Source organism: Pseudomonas sp. FW300-N1A1, assembly GCF_058789115.1.
In genome coordinates this window covers 1-18,688 of the sequence record NZ_JBYTBK010000047.1, presented here as the reverse complement: position 1 = coordinate 18,688, position 18,688 = coordinate 1, and the positions used below count along the sequence as shown (strand labels likewise).

The following is an 18,688-nucleotide window of genomic DNA, read 5'->3' as shown; positions in this document are numbered from 1 at the left end:
CCGCTGGAACTGCTGAGTGAGGGTATTCATGCGCGCAGTACCACGCCGCTGTCGTCTTCCCACCAGACGTAGACCTGATCGTCCCAGGTCGGACGTGCGCCACGGCGTTCGGCGTTGGCCATGAACGACTGGACGATCTTGCCGCCGGGCAGTTCGACGTAGAACACCGAGTGCCCGCCCAGGTAGGCGATGTCATGCACTTTGCCCTGGGACCAGTTGTAGCGGGTCTCGGGCTTGAGGGTGCTGACCAGCATTTTTTCCGGGCGGATGGCGTAGGTGATCGACTTGTCCTGCACCGAGGTGCTGACGCCATGGCCGACGTAGATCTTCTGTTCCAGATCAGGGCTGTGAATGATCGCGTGGCCCTCCAGGTCCTCGACCACGGTGCCGTCGAAGGCGTTCACGTTGCCGATGAACTCGCAGACCATGCGACTGACCGGTGCTTCATAGATGTCCACCGGGCTGCCGATCTGGGCGATCCAGCCCAGGTGCATGATCGCGATGCGCTCGGCCATGGTCATGGCCTCTTCCTGGTCGTGGGTCACCATCACGCAGGTCACGCCCACGCGCTCGATGATCTCCACCAGTTCCAGTTGCATCTGCGAGCGCAGCTTTTTATCCAGGGCGCCCATCGGTTCGTCGAGCAGTAACAGCTTGGGACGCTTGGCCAGGGAGCGGGCCAGGGCCACACGCTGGCGCTGGCCACCGGAGAGCTGGTGCGGCTTGCGCTTGGCGTACTGGGTCATGTGTACCAGGCGCAGCATTTCTTCGACCCGGGCGTCGATTTCGCTGGCGGGCAAACGGTCCTGCTTGAGGCCGAAGGCAATGTTCTGCGCCACTGTCATGTGCGGGAACAGGGCATAGGACTGGAACATCATGTTGATCGGCCGCTCGTAGGGCGGCATGTCGGTGATGTCCACGCCGTCGAGCAGGATCCGCCCTTCGGTGGGGCGTTCGAAGCCGGCCAGCATGCGCAGCAGGGTCGACTTGCCGGACCCGGAGCCACCAAGCAGGGCGAAAATTTCACCCTGATGGATCTCCAGGGACACATCGTCCACCGCAGTGGTTTCGTCGAATTTCTTGGTGACGCGATCGACTTTCACCAACACCTTTTTCGGTTGCTGATGACCTTCAAGCGTCTTCCTGTAAATGCTGGAGGCGTTTGCCATGTGAAACTCCCAACAGGTTTCAGTCGCCGGGCCAACACGGCCTGACTTAATAGGTGATTGCAAGCCCGTGCCGGGAGATGCCGGTGGGGCTTATTCGGCGCCGCCGTCCTGGCTGCCTGGTCGTACTTGTTGTTATTGCGTTTTGTGGTTTTCGCGAGGGGATGGCGCGCAAAGACGCGCCCGCCTGACTCGCGGGGGACCGTTCAATCGTTGAATGCGGTGTGCTGTCGTCAGCGCTGGTTGCGCAGCGCTGCCCGTTGCCGGCATGCGTCGCCAAACGCCTGGAAAATACTCAAGTAGGGAGGGTTGCTCAGCACCTGCCATTCGGGGTGCCATTGCACGCCGACGGCGAAGGCCTTGCTGTGCTCGAGGGAGACCGCCTCGATCAGGCCATCGGGAGCGATGGCTTCGGCGCGCAGGCCGGGGGCCAGGCGGTCGATGCCTTGACTGTGAATCGAGTTGACCTGGAACACCGCAGGCAGGTCCAGGGCTTCGAATACGCCACCCGGCTGCACCTTGACCGCGTGAGCCGGTGCGTACTGCACGGCCAGGTCCGGGTGATCCGCTTCGCGGTGATCGAGCATGCCGGGCAGCTCATGGACTTTCTGGTGCAGGCTGCCACCGAATGCCACGTTCATCTCCTGGAAGCCGCGGCAGATGCCGAACACCGGAATGCCGGCCGCAATGGCCGCACGTAGCAGGGGAAGGGTGGTGGCGTCCCGCGCCGGATCGTGATCCGTGCCGGGTGCGCTGGCGGGGCCCTGATAGTGGAAGGGTTCCACATTCGACGGCGAGCCGGTCAGCAGCAGACCGTCGAGCTGCGCGAGCAGATCGTCGATTTCGGTCAGTTCGCCCAGGGCAGGAATGACGACGGGCAACCCCAAGGCCGCGACGCTGACAGCACGTACGTACTTGTCGCCGCTGATGTGGTAGGGGTGCAGGCCAATCTGTTTGACGCACGCAGTAACGCCGATCAATGGCTTGAATGCCATTTTTATCACCTCGAAGTTTCACACTTGAACGAGCTTTTCCAGAGCTTAGCCTCGTTGATTTTTTTTAACAACTCCAATGTAAAAGATTCTAAACGGCTGGTGAGTGGAGGCGTAGGCCAACTGCAGCTCTTTGGCGGTTTTTTGCTGGATTGATGGTTGTGGTGGCCAATAAAATCAACAAAAAAGGCGCTTTGCTCGCTATTGACTTCACTTTGTCTTTCGGATTGACTGGGCTCGTGAAAGGGCGGTGAACATAATAATTAACATAATAGGTGCATCATGTCGGTACCCCTGCGTGCCGTTCAGCTCAACGAAGCGAACGCATTCCTTAAGAAACATCCTGAGGTTTTGTACGTCGACCTTCTGATTGCGGATATGAACGGCGTGGTGCGCGGCAAGCGCATCGAGCGCACCAGTCTCCACAAGGTCTACGAAAAAGGCATCAATCTCCCGGCCTCGCTGTTTGCCCTGGACATCAACGGTTCTACGGTGGAAAGCACCGGCCTGGGTCTGGACATCGGCGACTCTGACCGAATCTGCTACCCCATCCCCAATACCCTGAGCATCGAGCCCTGGCAGAAGCGTCCTACCGCGCAACTGTTAATGACCATGCACGAACTGGAAGGCGAGCCCTTCTTCGCCGACCCGCGTGAAGTCCTGCGCCAGGTCGTGAGCAAGTTCGACGCCATGGGCCTGACCATCTGCGCCGCGTTCGAGCTGGAGTTCTACCTGATCGACCAGGACAACGTGAACGGTCGTCCGCAGTCGCCACGCTCGCCGGTTTCCGGCAAGCGTCCGCATTCGACCCAGGTGTACCTGATCGACGACCTCGACGAGTACGTCGACTGCCTGCAAGACATCCTCGAAGGCGCGAAAGAGCAGGGCATCCCGGCCGACGCCATCGTCAAGGAAAGCGCCCCGGCGCAGTTCGAAGTGAACCTGCATCACGTGGCCGACCCGATCAAGGCCTGCGACTACGCGGTCCTGCTCAAGCGCGTGGTGAAGAACATCGCCTACGACCATGAGATGGACACCACCTTCATGGCCAAGCCGTACCCGGGCCAGGCGGGTAACGGTCTGCATGTGCACATTTCGATCCTTGATAAAGACGGCAACAACATCTTTGCCAGCGAGGATCCCGAGCAGAACGCCGCACTGCGTCACGCGATCGGCGGTGTGCTCGAGACCCTGCCGGCGCAGATGGCCTTCCTCTGCCCGAACGTCAACTCCTACCGTCGTTTCGGTGCGCAGTTCTACGTGCCGAACTCGCCGTGCTGGGGCATCGACAACCGTACCGTGGCGATCCGCGTGCCGACCGGTGCGTCGGATTCGGTACGCATCGAACACCGGGTTGCCGGTGCCGACGCCAACCCGTACCTGCTGATGGCCTCGGTCCTGGCCGGTATTCACCACGGGCTGACCAACGAGATCGAGCCGGGCGCGCCGGTCGAGGGCAACAGCTACGAGCAGAACGAACAGAGCCTGCCGAACAACCTGCGCGATGCGCTGCGCGAGCTGGACGACAGCGAGGTCATGGCCCGCTACATCGACCCGACCTACATCGACGTGTTTGTGGCGTGCAAGGAAAGTGAACTGGCCGAGTTCGAGAACTCCATCTCGGACCTTGAGTACAACTGGTACCTGCACACGGTTTGATTAGGCTGACACCCAACCTGTGGCGAGGGAGCTTGCTCCCGCTGGGTTGCGAAGCGGCCCCAAAAGATGGGACTGCTGTGCAGTCCAGCGGGAGCAAGCTCCCTCGCCACAGGTTATTCAGCGCTCGTTTCATGTGTAAACACGATCACCAATTTCTCTGCGTCGAGTCACAACCATGACAAACACTCGCAGCGACTGGGAGCAACGCTTTCAGTCCTTATCCATAGAAGGTCGGGCATTCATTGACGGCCAGTACCGCCCGGCAATCAGCGGCGATACGTTTGAATGCATCAGCCCCGTGGACGGGCGCTTTCTGGCGAACGTCGCCAGCACCGACGAAGCCGATGCCAATGCCGCCGTGCAGGTCGCTCGCCAGGCCTTCGAGTCCGGTGTCTGGGCCAAACTCGCCCCGGCCGAGCGCAAGCGCATCCTGATTCGTTTCGCCGATCTGATTCTGGAGAACCAGCAAGAGTTGGCGCTCCTGGAAACTCTGGACATGGGCAAGCCCATCAGCGATTCCATGGCCATCGACATTCCAGCGACCGCCAACGCGATCCGCTGGAGCGCCGAGGCGATCGACAAAATCTACGATGAAGTCGCGGCCACGCCTCACGACCAGTTGGGTCTGGTTACCCGGGAACCGTCCGGCGTAGTAGCAGCCATCGTGCCGTGGAACTTCCCGCTGATCATGGCCAGCTGGAAGTTCGCCCCGGCGCTGGCGGCGGGTAACTCGTTCATCCTCAAACCTTCGGAAAAGTCACCGCTGACCGCGATTCGCATCGCTCAGCTGGCGCTGGACGCGGGCATCCCCAAAGGGGTGTTCAACGTCCTGCCCGGCTTCGGCCACACCGTCGGCAAGGCCTTGGCCCTGCACATGGACGTCGACGTACTGGCCTTCACCGGCTCGACGGCAATTGCCAAGCAACTGCTGATCTACGCCGGGCAAAGCAACATGAAACGCGTTTGGCTTGAGGCGGGGGGGAAGAGTCCAAACGTGGTGTTCGCCGACGCGCCGGATTTGCGCGCGGCAGCACAGGCCGCGGCCAGTGCCATTGCCTTCAACCAGGGCGAAGTCTGCACTGCGGGTTCGCGCCTGCTGGTGGAACGCTCGATTCGCGAACAGTTCATCCCGCTGCTGGTGGAAGCCTTGCAAGCCTGGAAGCCCGGGCATTCGCTGGACCCGGCCACCAATGTGGGCGCGGTGGTCGACCAGCGTCAGCTGGAGTCGGTGCTGCGTTACATCGAAGTCGGCAAGCAGCAGGGCGGGCAGTTGATCGCTGGGGGGCGTCGTACCCTCGAAGACACCGGTGGCCTGTACGTGGAGCCGGCGATTTTCGATGGCGTGACCAACGCCATGACCATCGCCCGGGAAGAGATTTTCGGCCCGGTGCTGTCGCTGATCACTTTCGACACCGTTGAAGAAGCCCTGCACATCGCCAACGACAGCATCTTCGGGTTGGCGGCCGGGGTCTGGACCCGCAATCTGAGCAAGGCCCATACCTTCGCCCGTGGCCTGCGGGCCGGCAGCGTCTGGGTCAACCAGTACGACGGTGGCGACATGACGGCGCCGTTTGGCGGGTTCAAGCAATCGGGTAACGGTCGCGACAAGTCGTTGCATGCCTTCGACAAGTACACCGAGCTCAAGGCGACCTGGATCAAGCTCTAACCTTTTACACAGCAGCGGTTGCAGGCATCGGCGTGCGACCGCTCGGGAATTCAATCATGCAAAAACACGTAAACAGCTACTACGCCGCGACCCGCAATGAGACCGTCGATTTCCCGGTACTCGAAGAATTGGTCGAGTGCGATGTCTGCGTTATCGGCGCGGGCTACACCGGTCTGTCGTCGGCGCTGTTTCTCAGCGAAGCGGGCTACAGCGTCACCGTGCTGGAAGCCGCCAAGGTCGGTTACGGCGCCAGCGGTCGCAATGGCGGGCAACTGGTCAACTCCTACAGCCGCGATGTCGATGTCATCGAGCAGCGCTATGGCGATAAAACCGCCGAAGTGCTCGGCAGCATGATCTTCGAAGGTGCCGACATCATTCGTTCGCGCATCAAGCAGTACGACATCAAGTGCGACTACAAGCCCGGTGGCATTTTCGCCGCGCTGAACAAGAAGCAGCTCAAAGGCCTGGCCAAGCAGAAAAGCAGCTGGGAGCGTTACGGCAACCACAACCTGCGCATGCTCGATGCCGCTGAAATCGCCAGGGAAGTCGGTTCGAAAAACTACGTCGGCGGCCTGCTGGACTTGCAGGGCGGTCACGTACACCCGCTGAACCTGGCCTTGGGCGAGGCCGCCGCCATCATCGGCCTGGGCGGAAAAATCTTCGAACAGTCGGCGGCCGTGGAAATCACCTACGGTGAGCCGATCGTGGTCCGGACCGCCAAGGGTGTGGTGCGCGCCAAGTACCTGCTGATCGCCGGTAACGCCTACCTGCCGCAGGACCTCGACAACCGTGTGACCCGTAAAAGCATGCCCTGCGGTTCGCAGATCGTGGTCACCGAGCCATTGTCCGAGAAAGTGGCCAGGAGCCTTATCAGCAACAACTACTGTGTCGAAGACTGCAACTACCTGCTCGACTACTATCGCCTGACCGCCGATAACCGCCTGCTGTACGGCGGCGGCGTGGTCTACGGTGCCCGCGAGCCCGACGACATCGAGCAACTGATCCGGCCGAAAATCCTCAAGACCTTCCCGCAACTCAAGGACGTGAAGATCGACTACCGCTGGACCGGCAATTTCCTGCTGACCATGTCGCGCATGCCGCAGTTCGGCCGTATCGAGAAAAATGCCTACTTCATGCAGGGCTACAGCGGCCACGGCGTGACCTGCTCGCACCTGGCCGGCAAGCTGATCTCGGAAATGATCCGTGGCGATGCCGAACGCTTCGATGCGTTTGCGTCCCTGCCGCACATGCCGATGTTCGGCGGCCGCACCTTCCAGGCACCGCTGACCGCCATGGGCGCGGTGTATTACGCCATGCGTGACCGTTTCGGCATCTAGTTTCAACCTCACCGACGGCCTTGCTGATTGAGGCCGTCGGATTTTTTACGGACCCTTTACCGAACCTGCTGAGCGGTGGGGGGCAAACGTGATTTAATAGCCGCCTTCACGTCTTCGGGACAGAGGAACGGCGCATTTCGCGACAGAAGTCGCCCGCCATCCACCCCACATTACCCTTAAGTTGTTCTCACATAAGGCTGTCATGGACACGGGCTCTCGACTCAAATTAGTACGCGAAAGCTACAAGCTGTCCCAGCGCGAGCTGGCCCGGCGTAGCGGCGTCACCAATGCCACCATCTCCCTGATCGAACAGAATCGCGTCAGTCCATCTGTCAGCTCACTCAAGAAGCTGCTGGAAGGCATTCCCATGTCCCTGGCCGACTTCTTCACCTTCGACCAGCCGCCCCGCGAGCACCAGTACATCTTCCGCGCCAACGAGCAACCCGACCTCGGCCGCCACGGCCTGCGCCTGCTGCTGATCGGCGCTTCCGTACCCAGTCGGCAGATGCGCCTGCTGCGCGAGCAATATGCACCGGGCGCCAGCTCGGGCGAAGAACCGATCGTGCACACCGAAGGCGAGGAGTGCGGGTTGGTGACGCGCGGCACCGTCGAGCTCACGGTGGACGGCCAGGTGAGTGTGTTGAATGCCGGGGATGGCTATTACTTTCCGACGACCTTACCGCATCGGTTCCGCAATATCGGGGCGGACGAGGCCGAGATTATCAGCGCGAATACGCCGGCTAACTTCTGATATCGAAAGCGGTGGGTGGCCGCTTCCAATCCATAACGCTCATTAGTTGGCGTGCGTTACGCCGTTTGTGGGATCGCCCTGGGCAAGCATCTGCACCAGGAGTTCCTGCTCCTTCGCACCCGGTAAAATCCCACGGGTTTCTCCCTCAAGCACGATAATGCCGTCCTCGTTGGTGAGGGTGATTACTGCCGTCGCGCGGCCTTTTTCATCGGTGCTCACAATGACCCAATGGCAGGTCACGGTATCGCCAGCATAGACGGGGCGTTTGAAGTTGAATGTCATCGCCGACGCCAGCCAGCCGATCTGGCCGCCGATTTCGGTCACCAGGCTGGCGGTCAACAGACCGTGGGATACCGGTGCCCTGAAGTGACGGGCTTCGGCGAAATGCGCATCGAAATGTACCGGATTGTAGTCGCGGGAAATCTGCGCAAAGCGCTGGATGTCATCCTGCGAGAAGCGGCGGGAGAGGGTGAAGCTATCGCCCGTTTGAAGCCCTTCGGCTGCACGCTGTCTAAAGCTTTTCATTGAAGTCCCTTGTCTTATCGATCTGCAAAGAATGCCCGGCCCATGGAAAGTAGCCTGTTTTTACCTTGGAGGTGAAGATGCGGGCAGTGCCAAGTCGCACGCCGCGCATGTCGACGTAGCTCGGCAGATTCTGGAGATGACGGTCAGCGCAGGATCTGATCGATTAACAACAGTACGGCGATCATGATCATGATTGCTCCCGAGAGCCGACTGACTGCTTGAGCGGCCACGGGGCGCGCTTGCAATACGGCTCGAGAGCCGAAACCCACCAACAGGTAGATCACGCCGCAACTCAAGGCGTGGAGCAGTCCTAGCGCGATGATCTGCATCGGCACCGGCCAGGAAGCTGTCGGGTCGGTGAACTGCGGCAACAAGGCGAGAAAAAGCAGGAAAACCTTGGGGTTCAGACCGCTCACGCAGGCACCTTTAAAGGTCCAGCGTGTCCAGGAACCGGATGCCTGGGCCTCTCCAGCGCGAGGTGTCGAGGGGTGCACAAGCATGTTGACTCCCAGCCAAAGCAGGTACGCAGCCCCGGCAACGGTCAAGACCGAAAGGGCAATGGGGTTGCTGGCAACCAGGCCGCCGACACCGGCCGCCACGATCAGCGTTGCCAATAAATGTCCAATCAACAATCCGGCCACGGCGGGCATGACGACGCGACCCACCAGGCCGGCCGATATCGCGTAGGCCCAATCCGCCCCGGGTGTAATCACGAACAAGAACGACACCGCCCAGAACGCGGCGAAAATACTAAGACTCATGTCTGTCTTACCTTCTGCAGCTGTACGAGTTCTTGTTCTGGCCTGATCGACAGCCGGAAGTGGTTTTTATCGAGTCATCTCGGGTGCTCTCAGCGGGGGGCTCGCATCGTTCTTTCTCGCAGAAATAAAGGCGGCGTCTGACCTTATCCAGACAAACGCGGACGACCAGCGGTTATAAAGTTCACGGAAAGAATAATTGAATACGCTTAAAATATTTTCTCTATTGTTCCAATGTAAATACTGAATACAGGTAGATAATTCTATATGGACAGGATTGATCAGAAGATTCTTACCGAGCTTCAGGTTGATGGACGATTGTCGGTTACCGAGTTGGCAGAGCGGGTCGGTCTGAGCCTGTCTCCCTGCCACCGAAGAGTGCGTGCGCTGGAAGAATCGGGCGTGATTCAGGGTTATCGCGCGCAGCTCTCGCCCAGCGCGCTAGGCCTGAACTTTTCGGCAATGGTGTTTGCGACGCTACGCGAGGGTAATCACCAGGCGGTTGAAGCATTCGAAGGGGCACTCGAGCAGATACCCCAGATCGTCGAGGCTCAAAGGCTTTTTGGCGAGCCTGATTACCTGCTTCACGTCATCACCCGCGACTTGCCGGCTTTTCAACAGCTCTACGATGAGCGCCTTTCCACGTTACCCAACGTCCAGCGACTGACCTCAACCTTGTGATGAAGCGTGTCATTCAAGACCGTTCGCTTCCCCTATGAATGGCCAGGGTTGCTCCTGTAGAAATCCGGGCCTGTGGCCAAACCGCAATCAAACCATTCCTGGCAATGACGCCCTGAATCCCGTTGGTAGAAGGCAACAGGATCGTCTCCCGGACATTGAAAACGGCCCGCTACGGCGCGCGACATCACCTCCCTTGCGGGTCTGCCCATGTCGACCTATCGTTAAATTCCATGCACTGACAACGAGGCAGTTTCGGTTTGTGAGGCAAAGAACATCCCCGCCCAGCCGAGTACGGCCGATGATCGGGGAGCACAGTGATCGAGTACTCTTGAACAGGAGGAAAGTCATGATGGGCAAGCACTACTTGATTGCCCTGGCGACACTGGCCATCGCCGCAGGCGCGCAGTGGATGCCTCTGCCGGCCTACGCGACCGACCAGGCTGATCAACGGCAGGAGTCGCGGGACACGAAGCAGGAAGGACGCGACGCAGCAAGGGAAACCAAGGAAGCGTGCAAAGAGGGTGATGAAAAGAACCGTGCCGAATGTCGCCAGGACAAGCGCGACACCAAGCAGGACACGCGCGATACCGCGCGGGACGTCAAGTATCAGTAGTCGACATGGATATCGCCCCACGATGCTGTCGGCCTGAACGTGGTTGATCTTTCCGGGAAGCGGTTGTAGCTGCGCGGCGCAGCTGGAAACGGATGCCGGCACCTGTACCGCGCACTTCAACTCTCCGGGAGATCAAGGGACGCGGCCCATTGCGCCCATCCAGAAACCCCGTTGCCTGCCAGGCTGGCCTGGACTCACTCTTCTTCTCTGAGCGCCTGGATCCGCCCGGACTTTTCCGCAGCCAGCAGTGCGGCATGGTCTTTCGCGTTTTGATCCGCATAACTTATGGCGAATTTGCCAATGGCCTGGTCGAAGGTGTCCGTCTTGCCCAAATACCCGCTGATGAGCGCGGAGTCTCCCGATTTGGCGTGGGCGCGGGCCAGGGTACGACCACACAAGTCGGCGTACAGCTTCATCCGGGAGGCCGTGCCCCCTTCAATCGGCGCTGACATTTTCATGTCCCGTAATTGGCGGACAAAAAAATGCCGGCCATTGCGACCGCGTGTCCAGCCCAGGAAGATGTCGCTAGAGGACTGCATCAGTCGTTGCCCGGTGACAACGCGCTGGCCCTGGTTCTCGTAGTCGCTTTTACCGGCATAGGGCGCCAGCACCGAGGGGCAAGCTTCCTTGAATTGCAGGAGCAAAGGGTGGTTTTCCGCGGAAAAGAACAGGCCGACGAAACAATAGGTACCGACGCTGCCGATCCCGACCGCCTTGACGGCAATGTCTTCGAGTCGGTAACGGTCGAAGAGCACGCGCCGTTCATGGGGCAGGGACAATCGATAATCTTGCAGCGCCATCTGCACGCGCTGCAGAAAGCCCTTCTCATGGACATGAAACAGAATGGGCGGCTGATCGATCAGTCGTCGCCGTCCGCCCACTTCGCCACTGATCTTGGGATAGAGGTAATCGCCTATCCGGATTTTGGCCTTTGCGATCACTTGCTCGCGAAATTTTTTAACTTCCGCGTTGGGTGCCAGATCAATGATCGCTTGCGCGTCCAGGCAGTCGTACCAGACCTCCAGCGGGTTCAGCTTCGACAGTTTGCGTAGGTGCTCACGGTAAGCACGAGCGCATTCGACGGCGGCGCTGCGTGCCTCTTTATCGCTGAGTCGGTTGTCGCGTGCGGCCACGGCAAAGCTGATCGCCAGGCGTTTTACATCCCACTCCCAGGGGGCGGGCAGGGTTTCGTCGAAATCGTTGATGTCAAAAATCAGATTGCGCTCGGGTGTCGCGAACAACCCGAAGTTCAACAGGTGGCAATCCCCGCAGGCTTGCACCCGAATGCCGGTGAGCGGGGTCGTGGCCAGGTCATGGGCCATTAGCCCCGCAGAGCCCCGCAAAAAGGTGAAGGGACTGCGCAACATGCGCCCGTAGCGTACAGGCACCAGCTCGGGCAGTCGATAGCGGTTGGACTCCTCGAGCAATGCGAGAGGGTTTCGATGTTTGCGCGGCGGGCTCCATATGGCGTGCGCCGAATGTGGCACGCTCTCGCGTAATTGCTCGCCTGCGCTCAGGCGCTCCTTACGTGAGCGAAAGACCGGCTCGTCCCCGGTGTCCTTTACTTTGCGGGGGGGATTTTTGCCAGAGCGCTTGGTGCCGGGAGCCATATCCACTCCTTTGCTCAACGAAGTCTGACTCGCTGGGGCACCGGACCGGGTCATGCGTCGGTTTCGTCAGCCCACCGTGCCATTGCCAGGAAAACCATTGCGTGTGCGTGCACCAGCATCCTGGCAAGCGCCGCAGACCATCGTCACAAGCTTAGCAGTTCTGGTCCCGGGTGCCGGGGAGTGCCTATGCCAATGAGGGGTGTGGCAATCGCCACAATATCTTCCACCTTGCGCTACGGCTGCTAAGCTTCGAGTTGGCTGCATCCGTGCCAGTCCATGGCCAGACGTTGAGGGCGTGTCCTCGGTTTCAACCTCCGCTTCCATTGAGGTGGGAGCGACTGTCGGCAACCTGCAAGGAGGCAGTCGATGGTGATCAAGTGCAGGGTCGATTCGAGTGCGGACGGTATGCTCGAGCCACTCGATCGTGAAGAGCTGGAGCGGGTGCTGGCGTCACTGCTGGCCAGTCCTTCGTTCGCCAGGTCCAGACGGATGGGCAGCTTGCTGCGTTTCCTGGTGGAGCATGGCCCGCAATGCTCGAACATTCCCCTGACCGAGCACGCCATCGGTATCGCGGTGTTTCGCCGTGATCCAGCGGTCTACTGCACGGGCGACGACCCGGTGGTGCGGGTGCAGGTGGGTCGGTTGCGACGCAAGCTCGCGACTCATTACGCCACCGTCGGCCAGCAGGAAACCGTACGCCTGAGCATTCCAGCCGGTTGTTATCGGCTGGCTTACCAGCGGTTGCGCCCCAAGGGGATCAGCCCCCGTCATCCTGTTCTGCACGTCCAGCCATTTACCTGCATCACCCACGATGGCGACGACTTTACCCGGGGCCTGTGTGAAGAGTTGAGCTGCCGGCTGTTCGAGTCGTTCGAGCAGACGCAGGCCGGTGCCAGCCAGGTGCTGATGAAGGTGCCGCGCAACAGTGTGAAAGTACCGGATCAGGTGCGGGCCCGGCGTGGCAGCTATTGCCTGGAAGGCAGCGTGCGGGTGGAGCCGACCCGTGTCCGGGCGTCCTTGCGGCTGATTGATGTGGCTCAAGGCCGGATTCGCTGGTCAGGGCAGTTCGATCGTAATCAGCCCTGCGGCATCGCCGCCCAGGAAGACCTGGCGGAGTCCATCTGTCGGTCGCTGACGGGGTATTTCGCCAGAGGCGGCAGTGATGCGTCCTGAGCGGTGGGGCAACCGCCCGGTTGCCCCCGGTGACGTCATTACACCGTTTTCCACTCCCCGGCTGCGTAGAGGCGGGAGGCATCATTGACACGGGTCAAGTCGATTTCGATGGCCTTGGAGCGCGAGCTGCTGAACATGGTGCTGGTCTGCACGTTCTGTTCGAACCACACGAGAATGGTCTCGACGGGGGTCAGCTCGGTCTTGCCGGTGACGATCTGTGAGGTGGCAACGTAAATGGGGGTACTGACTTGCCTGCCATCAATACCAGTGGACAACTGGTTGATTCCGGGATGAATGGGGCCATAGTCGTTCTGCAGGGTGATGGCGGTGACAGGCCCTGCGGTAACCGCCGGGCCCAACAAACCCTCCTCGCTAAGCACCGACCGTTGCCCCAGGCCGATATCGACGATGTTGGTCGAGACCTCGACCGTCACGTTGGCCTGAAAAACGTTGGCCCCGAACAATTGATACTGAGGGGTCCAGCTGAAGCTGTTGTTGCTCAGATACTTGACATAGGACTGCCAGACCACGTTGTACTCTTCGTTGCCGACCTTCTTGGCAAAGCACAGCTTGTAGCCTGACTGCTTGAGCAGCGTCAGGTCCTCGGGGGCGATCTGGATCCTGACCATCTTGCTGGTCGCGGCCAGGGTTGACGTCAATACCTTGTAGTAGTCCGCCGTTTTGAGGGTCGTGGCACCGAGGATCGCCTTGACGGCTTCCTGTACGTCATCGTGAAGTTGCTGGCTGTTCTTTCTTGCAGCGATTGGCTTACTCATGACTTACCTCTTCCTTAAGTAGTGTGTGGGTCAGTCAATGGGCAGCGGGCATTGCACCGAACACGCGATCAAGCGGCACCTGTGACGGGCTTTCCATGCCGCCACCAGGGGAGGTGGGCGGTGCCGATGATGTGTCTGGCCCTGTAGGCACATTGACGGCTTCACAGTAGGCGGGAGGCGCTGAGCGGCAAAGTATCTTGGTGTTACAACCGGGAGGGGCGTGGATCCGGTACAGGTCGGGAAGGTAACAGCCAGCGTAACGATTCTGTATCAGCGGTGGGATGTGTACCGGGAGGTCTGTGCCGGGGCTTGCCAGGTGAAAAACAGCGGGGCGGTCTTGCAACCGCCCCGCCGTGGCATCAGTTAACCGGGCTAATGGCCCGCGCATCGGCCCAGATGAAGCTCCAGCTGGTTCGTTTGCCCCTGGCGACGTCGATCAGCTTGTTTTCATACACGGTGTGATTGACCGTGCCGGTGTAGTTCAGGGTCCGGGCGGCGTTGTTCCCGGAAGCCTCGCCCGGCTTGCCGCCAGACTCGATCATGGCTTTTTTCAGGTCGGCTTCCGAGGGGGCGCTGCTCTGGTTTTTCTCAACGGTTACGAAACTCATGATGTCACCTCTTCCGTGATGGGGGATCGGCGGGTAGCAGGGCCGACAAGCGTTCATCTCCCTGCAAACAGACCGATGGCACTACTCTATTGGCCTGTCGGGCGGTGCAGAAGTGACAACCGGGCCGGTAAGGTAACAAGTCGGATACAACCGGGTCGGGTGATGTATCCGCGACGTATCAACCGGGGCGGTTCAAACCCTCGCCGTTCGATTCCCGGTCTCGTCGTCGGCCGAACGTCCTCGAGCGATTTCGCAGCATGGGCCTTGCCGTGCATTAAACGTGTCTGAATCGGGCGCTACGGGCGATAATGCCGCGCAATCGTGTTTTCAACCTAGCCAAAGAGCGCTGCCGTGATGTTCGAGATCAAGCCGTGGAACCCCGAAACCTTTCGCCAGCAGACGCGTCGCAGCACCCTGATCATTGCCGTGACCTTCATTGCACTGGCGATGGCGCTGTCCACGCTGGCGGTGATGGTGTTCGGTGAGCCGGGTGGCGACAATTTTCGCTACAACCTGGGCGGTGTCATCGCGGCGGTGGTCGTCAGCGCCGCGCTGATGAAGTTCAAATTCTGGTCCCAGCCCTGGATGGCGGCGGCGGTGTACGGCTGGCAGCTCAAGCGCAGCCTGATGAGCGTCACCAACGTCATGCACCAGGTCACCGATGCGGTGCAGGCCGGCAACCCGAGCGCGATGAAGCTGTTGCGCTTTTACCACCTGGGCCTGGCGCAGATGCATCAACTGGATGGCAACACCAGCAGCCTCAGCCAGATGGTGCACGAGATGGACCAGCACAAGGCCAACATGGAGGCTCAGGGGCTCGAGACCGAGCAAAGCCGGTTGAATCCTGAGTGGATCGCCGTGGTGAAGGCCAAGGCGTAACCGGTGCCGACGTGACGCCTCCTCATGATACTGCCCACTTTCAACGTCTTAACCCTCGGAGCCAGACCGCCGATGTTCACGATTAATCACTTTGTTGCACCGTGCTCCGAGCACGTTAACGATCAGATCCTGCAGATGGTGGTCGACAACCTGACCGACATCAGTGCCGTCGCGTTACCGCCGAGCAACCCGCTGTACAGCGTGTATCAATACGCCGTGGGGTATGAGGTCCACCTCTATCTGCAGGCACTCGACGGCAGCAAAGGGGTTGCTGTCGAATTGATCACGGCGATGGATGAGGAGGATCCGTCAAAGGTGCTCGGCTTTTTGCTTTACCTGCCGGTCAAGGATGATCATCAGGCCTGCGGCGTGGCCTTCATGGCCGTGCACGCCAGTCATCGGCGCCGAGGCATTGCCCGCGCGATGGTGCAGGACATGCTTGGCCGCTACCCCCATGCCGAATTGACCTGTGCCGTGGGCAAGGTGTCGTATTTCGAAGCGATGGGCTTTCAGGTGCTAGGCACGCGCGGTCACCAGGTGCTGATGAACACCCGGGACCACGTCACGGACGGCTTGATGGGGGTGCTGGACGTGGCGCCGATCTACAGTTCCACCGAGGTACGGCAGATACATACCTACCTCCTGCAAAAGAACGGCAAACGGGCGATGCTCGATGCCGAAAAACAGCGCGACCGGCATCTGGACCAGTTGGCGACCAAGGCGCAGGCGTTTGTGCTGGGGCGTTTGGGGCAGAGGCCTTTGCACACGTCTTGAGTCTGGGCCGGTGAAGGGCGTGTGATGGGGTGTTGAGGTTGTTCATTTCTCCTTCCGATGGATCCCGGCATTGGCGATGGCGCGAGGAAACCGCGGCTCGTAGCACAGCAACAGTGACACCCAGTGCGCACAGGCATGAATCAGGATCAGCGGGAGTAACAGCAGGTGGACCGGTATGAAAATCCACAAGGCCGGCGTCTTGATAAAGCCAGTGTCCAGGCGCCAGACAGCGCTGAGGGAGTGCCAAGGCCAGGGAAACCTGGGCAGTAACCGTTCAGGCGCGGGCGCGGCCTCGGGGCCGTCTTCCATGTAGCGTCGGATGTACTCCCAGAAGGCCAGTAACTCAGAGGCATTGCGGGTCGGCTTGCCGACGAGGGTCATCTCGAAATCGTCCTTGGGATTGCCGTCGGCGTCAGACACCGCGTGGTATTCCTTTTCCCAGCCCAGCAGGACAAACCCACCGGTGCCGTCCAGTTCGGACATGTTGGGGTTGATGCAGACGTCGGTCTTGTCCCAGTCCAGCGCCACCACCCCGCCCAGGTGCTTGGGGCGAAGCAGGTAGACCTTGCGGGTGATGCGGTTGAAACGGACGATCAGGCGGCGGGCGGTGAAGATTTCGAGGCGTAGGTAGGGGAAGGCGTATTTGAGGTAAAAATACATCGATATTGCGGGAATAGCCGGGAACATCCAATTGAATAGATAGTCGGTAATATCTAGTGGTGTACCGGAGGTTCTTGCTCCTGCAATGAACTCACTTATTACTAAGTATAGAGATATTGATAACATCCATAAAAGTATTGCGCCACCGCCACCTACAATAAGCGTAATCACTCCTCGCTTCTCATCGCTTGGGGTGCGGACATCTATGTAAGTTGAGTTGTAACAATATAAAGATTCATTGTGGTAGATCGCTTCGGATACGCGTTGTGTGACGCCTATGGGGGGTGTTTTTTCACCCTCATTCGTTTGCCTGTCTGCTTCCTTTTCCAAGGCTTCGTAGTCAACCGTTTTTCGCCCATCAAACATCAACCATTCGAACAGGTACATTAGAGTGTCGCCTCAATCGCTTTTTGGAAGTTTTTCAGTTCTTGCTCCTCGGATTTAGGCGTGCCGTTACTTCGATCCTTGCGGAACGTGCTATGACGCAAATAGGTCTGAAGTTCATTCGGAAGCAAGAGTTCTAAAGTCACGGACGTGACGAAGATTACAATGTTGATCCGTATGCACCAACGGAGCATAAAGGTCATTTTCAGTGCGAGCTTTAGCGCCATTCGCTCGCTCATGGCGCCGTCCGAGACTCCAGGTCCATCTCTGCCGGCCACATCACTTTGGGGGCGAGGCGTCGGGCGAGGTTGAAGCTCACGTCCTCGTTGTTCCAGTTGCGGGGCGGGTAGGGGAAGGTCGGCAGGGTGTGCGGGCCTTGCTGCATGAAGAGCTGGGCCATGGCCCAGTACATCTCGCCTTGTTGGATTTCGTGGGCGAACAGAAAGCGATCGATGACCTCGTGGGTGCCGGGTTTGAGAACGGCCAGCGTGACCGTTTCAATAAATCCTCCGGTCCCCATGGGGCCGTAGACACTGCAGGCTTCGGCGTGCAGGTCATCCCAGTCATAAGCTACCGGGTGTACGCCCCAGGCACTGCGGCTGAAGGGTTTTCCCCCGTCATGGTGGAAGCGGTAGACATAGACTTTGCGCCGCAGGCGATTGAAACGGATGGGCTCATTGCGCGGGGCTTCAGTATCCATTCGCCACATATACACTGCCCCCCATAGGCTCGCAGTGAACGCGATAAACCCGAAAAGATTGAGAGCAAACTCAGGTAACCCTCCTATGGTTACAACCGCCGTGATCCAAATCGCAACAGAGATGAATGACATTAAGAGAAAAAGAATGGCTATCCAGGCACACACGCCCCGCATCCTGAGCGTTGAGCGCGGTAACTCCAGATAGATGTCGTCCACGTAGTTGGGTGGGTTCGACAGTACGGGTGGATAGGGCTCAACGGAGGGTGGGTGGTTAGGCCCTGGTAGATCGTGTTTCCAACCGGGAGCTGGCTCGTTGAGTAAGGGGGCGGTGTATGCCATCGCTTAATTCCAGAAAGATGGGTTGTGATGGGGTTGGGCGATCATTGGAAGTCCACCATGGTCAGCTCTGCATAGGCATCCTGTACCTCGCGGTTGGGCCAGTAGGTCAATGACAAGGTCGCGCCTTCGATGTTGTAGTGCCGAGCCTCGAGTAAGAGGACAATCGCCCCCTGGATGTCTTTCAACTGTGTGGAGCTGCCATCGGTCATGTGGACGGTGCGGATGGTCACGCGAGGCGTGGTGCTGTTTGCTCGGTAGTCGGGCTTTTTGGGAGGTGTAGAGGTTGCCAGCGCGGCGCGACGTTCGCTGGCTGAGGTGACAATGGTGGGGGGATTTAACTCGCCTCCGCTCATGGCGCTGTCCGGGACTCCAGGTCCATCTCTGCGGGCCACTGCACTTTGGGGGCGAGGCGTCGGGCGAGGTTGAAGCTCACGTCCTCGTTGTTCCAGTCACGGGGCGGGTAGGGGAAGGTCGGCAGGGCGTGCGGGCCTTGCTGCATGAAGAGCTGGGCCATGGCCCAGTACATTTCGCCTCGATGGATTTCGTGGGCGAACAGAAAGCGATCGATGACTTCGTGGGTGCCGGGTTTGAGAACGGCCAAGGTGACGGTCTGGATCGAGCCGCCCGTACCCATGGG

General features: G+C 59.6%; 20 protein-coding genes and 1 pseudogene. 9 read left to right on the top strand and 12 right to left on the bottom strand.

Going from position 1 to position 18,688, the window contains the following annotated elements; genetic code table 11:
- Window positions 1-26 precede the first annotated feature (26 nt).
- Window positions 27-1,169: a polyamine ABC transporter ATP-binding protein gene (gene potA / locus AC3WQN_RS22675; protein WP_095146844.1), complete on the bottom strand. Its 1,143-nt coding sequence runs from the start codon at window positions 1,167-1,169 to the stop codon at window positions 27-29.
- Between the two features lie 230 nt (window positions 1,170-1,399).
- Entirely contained in the window at window positions 1,400-2,161 is a 762-nt protein-coding gene (locus AC3WQN_RS22670; protein ID WP_103401529.1) for a gamma-glutamyl-gamma-aminobutyrate hydrolase family protein, read from the bottom strand.
- Between the two features lie 279 nt (window positions 2,162-2,440).
- Here AC3WQN_RS22670 and AC3WQN_RS22665 point away from each other — a divergent pair, with 279 nt between their 5' ends.
- The 4 genes from AC3WQN_RS22665 (at window position 2,441) to AC3WQN_RS22650 (ending at window position 7,571) form a co-directional block, all read left to right on the top strand.
- Complete coding sequence (locus AC3WQN_RS22665) at window positions 2,441-3,817, top strand: glutamine synthetase family protein (RefSeq protein ID WP_103401528.1); 1,377 nt, start codon at window positions 2,441-2,443, stop codon at window positions 3,815-3,817.
- A gap of 175 nt (window positions 3,818-3,992) precedes the next feature.
- Window positions 3,993-5,483, top strand: a complete 1,491-nt coding sequence (locus tag AC3WQN_RS22660; protein WP_103401527.1) for an aldehyde dehydrogenase — start codon at window positions 3,993-3,995, stop codon at window positions 5,481-5,483.
- A gap of 53 nt (window positions 5,484-5,536) precedes the next feature.
- Window positions 5,537-6,820 (top strand): NAD(P)/FAD-dependent oxidoreductase, encoded by a 1,284-nt coding sequence (locus tag AC3WQN_RS22655; protein WP_103401543.1) that lies wholly within the window; start codon window positions 5,537-5,539, stop codon window positions 6,818-6,820.
- Between the two features lie 202 nt (window positions 6,821-7,022).
- Window positions 7,023-7,571: a cupin domain-containing protein gene (locus tag AC3WQN_RS22650; RefSeq protein ID WP_095146848.1), complete on the top strand. Its 549-nt coding sequence runs from the start codon at window positions 7,023-7,025 to the stop codon at window positions 7,569-7,571.
- A 42-nt stretch (window positions 7,572-7,613) separates the two neighbouring features.
- On the opposite strand, the gene AC3WQN_RS22645 is transcribed toward AC3WQN_RS22650, so the two are convergent.
- Window positions 7,614-8,096: a MaoC family dehydratase gene (locus AC3WQN_RS22645; protein ID WP_103401526.1), complete on the bottom strand. Its 483-nt coding sequence runs from the start codon at window positions 8,094-8,096 to the stop codon at window positions 7,614-7,616.
- Window positions 8,097-8,239: 143 nt separating this feature from the next.
- Entirely contained in the window at window positions 8,240-8,857 is a 618-nt protein-coding gene (locus AC3WQN_RS22640; protein ID WP_103401525.1) for a LysE family translocator, read from the bottom strand.
- 264 nt (window positions 8,858-9,121) lie between these two features.
- On the opposite strand from AC3WQN_RS22640, the pseudogene AC3WQN_RS22635 reads away from it, so the two are divergent.
- Window positions 9,122-9,573 (top strand): annotated as a pseudogene (locus AC3WQN_RS22635) (Lrp/AsnC family transcriptional regulator).
- A gap of 308 nt (window positions 9,574-9,881) precedes the next feature.
- Window positions 9,882-10,148: a hypothetical protein gene (locus tag AC3WQN_RS22630; protein WP_095083491.1), complete on the top strand. Its 267-nt coding sequence runs from the start codon at window positions 9,882-9,884 to the stop codon at window positions 10,146-10,148.
- 194 nt (window positions 10,149-10,342) lie between these two features.
- Here the strand turns inward: AC3WQN_RS22630 and AC3WQN_RS22625 are convergent, their stop codons facing one another.
- A complete protein-coding gene (locus AC3WQN_RS22625; protein ID WP_492606959.1) occupies window positions 10,343-11,515 on the bottom strand; it encodes a DUF2252 domain-containing protein in 1,173 nt (390 codons plus the stop codon).
- Between the two features lie 609 nt (window positions 11,516-12,124).
- On the opposite strand from AC3WQN_RS22625, the gene AC3WQN_RS22620 reads away from it, so the two are divergent.
- Entirely contained in the window at window positions 12,125-12,931 is an 807-nt protein-coding gene (locus AC3WQN_RS22620) for a hypothetical protein (protein WP_103401523.1), read from the top strand.
- Between the two features lie 38 nt (window positions 12,932-12,969).
- Here the strand turns inward: AC3WQN_RS22620 and AC3WQN_RS22615 are convergent, their stop codons facing one another.
- Together AC3WQN_RS22615 and AC3WQN_RS22610 are read right to left on the bottom strand one after the other, a co-directional pair.
- Window positions 12,970-13,707, bottom strand: a complete 738-nt coding sequence (locus AC3WQN_RS22615) for a hypothetical protein (protein WP_103401522.1) — start codon at window positions 13,705-13,707, stop codon at window positions 12,970-12,972.
- A 359-nt stretch (window positions 13,708-14,066) separates the two neighbouring features.
- Window positions 14,067-14,315 carry a hypothetical protein gene (locus AC3WQN_RS22610; RefSeq protein ID WP_103401521.1) on the bottom strand — a complete coding sequence of 83 codons (249 nt, stop codon included), beginning with the start codon at window positions 14,313-14,315 and terminating at the stop codon, window positions 14,067-14,069.
- A 354-nt stretch (window positions 14,316-14,669) separates the two neighbouring features.
- Between AC3WQN_RS22610 and AC3WQN_RS22605 the strand changes: the two genes are divergently transcribed.
- Together AC3WQN_RS22605 and AC3WQN_RS22600 are read left to right on the top strand one after the other, a co-directional pair.
- Window positions 14,670-15,194 carry a DUF3087 family protein gene (locus tag AC3WQN_RS22605; RefSeq protein WP_103401520.1) on the top strand — a complete coding sequence of 175 codons (525 nt, stop codon included), beginning with the start codon at window positions 14,670-14,672 and terminating at the stop codon, window positions 15,192-15,194.
- Between the two features lie 72 nt (window positions 15,195-15,266).
- Window positions 15,267-15,968 (top strand): GNAT family N-acetyltransferase, encoded by a 702-nt coding sequence (locus tag AC3WQN_RS22600; RefSeq protein WP_103401519.1) that lies wholly within the window; start codon window positions 15,267-15,269, stop codon window positions 15,966-15,968.
- 42 nt (window positions 15,969-16,010) lie between these two features.
- On the opposite strand, the gene AC3WQN_RS22595 is transcribed toward AC3WQN_RS22600, so the two are convergent.
- The 5 genes from AC3WQN_RS22595 to AC3WQN_RS22575 all read right to left on the bottom strand — a co-directional run.
- Complete coding sequence (locus AC3WQN_RS22595; RefSeq protein ID WP_103401518.1) at window positions 16,011-16,628, bottom strand: DUF6708 domain-containing protein; 618 nt, start codon at window positions 16,626-16,628, stop codon at window positions 16,011-16,013.
- A gap of 386 nt (window positions 16,629-17,014) precedes the next feature.
- Window positions 17,015-17,251 (bottom strand): hypothetical protein, encoded by a 237-nt coding sequence (locus AC3WQN_RS22590; protein ID WP_146038388.1) that lies wholly within the window; start codon window positions 17,249-17,251, stop codon window positions 17,015-17,017.
- Window positions 17,248-17,712 (bottom strand): DUF6708 domain-containing protein, encoded by a 465-nt coding sequence (locus AC3WQN_RS22585; protein ID WP_492589195.1) that lies wholly within the window; start codon window positions 17,710-17,712, stop codon window positions 17,248-17,250. Before AC3WQN_RS22585 ends, AC3WQN_RS22590 begins: the two co-directional genes overlap by 4 nt.
- 380 nt (window positions 17,713-18,092) lie before the next feature.
- A complete protein-coding gene (locus AC3WQN_RS22580) occupies window positions 18,093-18,404 on the bottom strand; it encodes a hypothetical protein (protein ID WP_103402419.1) in 312 nt (103 codons plus the stop codon).
- Window positions 18,401-18,688, bottom strand: a 288-nt coding sequence (locus AC3WQN_RS22575; RefSeq protein WP_492606958.1) for a DUF6708 domain-containing protein, incomplete at its 5' end; no start/stop codon positions are given. The genes AC3WQN_RS22575 and AC3WQN_RS22580, both read right to left, overlap by 4 nt.

Coding starts and splice junctions, on each gene's coding strand:
- AC3WQN_RS22630 (WP_095083491.1), top strand. CDS start 9,882: ATGATGGGCAAGCACTACTTGATTGCCCTGGCGACACTGGCCATCGCC.
- AC3WQN_RS22590 (WP_146038388.1), bottom strand. CDS start 17,251: ATGAGCGAGCGAATGGCGCTAAAGCTCGCACTGAAAATGACCTTTATG.
- AC3WQN_RS22615 (WP_103401522.1), bottom strand. CDS start 13,707: ATGAGTAAGCCAATCGCTGCAAGAAAGAACAGCCAGCAACTTCACGAT.
- AC3WQN_RS22625 (WP_492606959.1), bottom strand. CDS start 11,515: ATGTTGCGCAGTCCCTTCACCTTTTTGCGGGGCTCTGCGGGGCTAATG.
- potA (WP_095146844.1), bottom strand. CDS start 1,169: ATGGCAAACGCCTCCAGCATTTACAGGAAGACGCTTGAAGGTCATCAG.
- AC3WQN_RS22600 (WP_103401519.1), top strand. CDS start 15,267: ATGTTCACGATTAATCACTTTGTTGCACCGTGCTCCGAGCACGTTAAC.
- AC3WQN_RS22605 (WP_103401520.1), top strand. CDS start 14,670: ATGTTCGAGATCAAGCCGTGGAACCCCGAAACCTTTCGCCAGCAGACG.
- AC3WQN_RS22610 (WP_103401521.1), bottom strand. CDS start 14,315: ATGAGTTTCGTAACCGTTGAGAAAAACCAGAGCAGCGCCCCCTCGGAA.
- AC3WQN_RS22660 (WP_103401527.1), top strand. CDS start 3,993: ATGACAAACACTCGCAGCGACTGGGAGCAACGCTTTCAGTCCTTATCC.
- AC3WQN_RS22645 (WP_103401526.1), bottom strand. CDS start 8,096: ATGAAAAGCTTTAGACAGCGTGCAGCCGAAGGGCTTCAAACGGGCGAT.
- AC3WQN_RS22585 (WP_492589195.1), bottom strand. CDS start 17,712: ATGGATACTGAAGCCCCGCGCAATGAGCCCATCCGTTTCAATCGCCTG.
- AC3WQN_RS22580 (WP_103402419.1), bottom strand. CDS start 18,404: ATGAGCGGAGGCGAGTTAAATCCCCCCACCATTGTCACCTCAGCCAGC.
- AC3WQN_RS22620 (WP_103401523.1), top strand. CDS start 12,125: ATGGTGATCAAGTGCAGGGTCGATTCGAGTGCGGACGGTATGCTCGAG.
- AC3WQN_RS22665 (WP_103401528.1), top strand. CDS start 2,441: ATGTCGGTACCCCTGCGTGCCGTTCAGCTCAACGAAGCGAACGCATTC.
- AC3WQN_RS22650 (WP_095146848.1), top strand. CDS start 7,023: ATGGACACGGGCTCTCGACTCAAATTAGTACGCGAAAGCTACAAGCTG.
- AC3WQN_RS22595 (WP_103401518.1), bottom strand. CDS start 16,628: ATGTATTTTTACCTCAAATACGCCTTCCCCTACCTACGCCTCGAAATC.
- AC3WQN_RS22670 (WP_103401529.1), bottom strand. CDS start 2,161: ATGGCATTCAAGCCATTGATCGGCGTTACTGCGTGCGTCAAACAGATT.
- AC3WQN_RS22640 (WP_103401525.1), bottom strand. CDS start 8,857: ATGAGTCTTAGTATTTTCGCCGCGTTCTGGGCGGTGTCGTTCTTGTTC.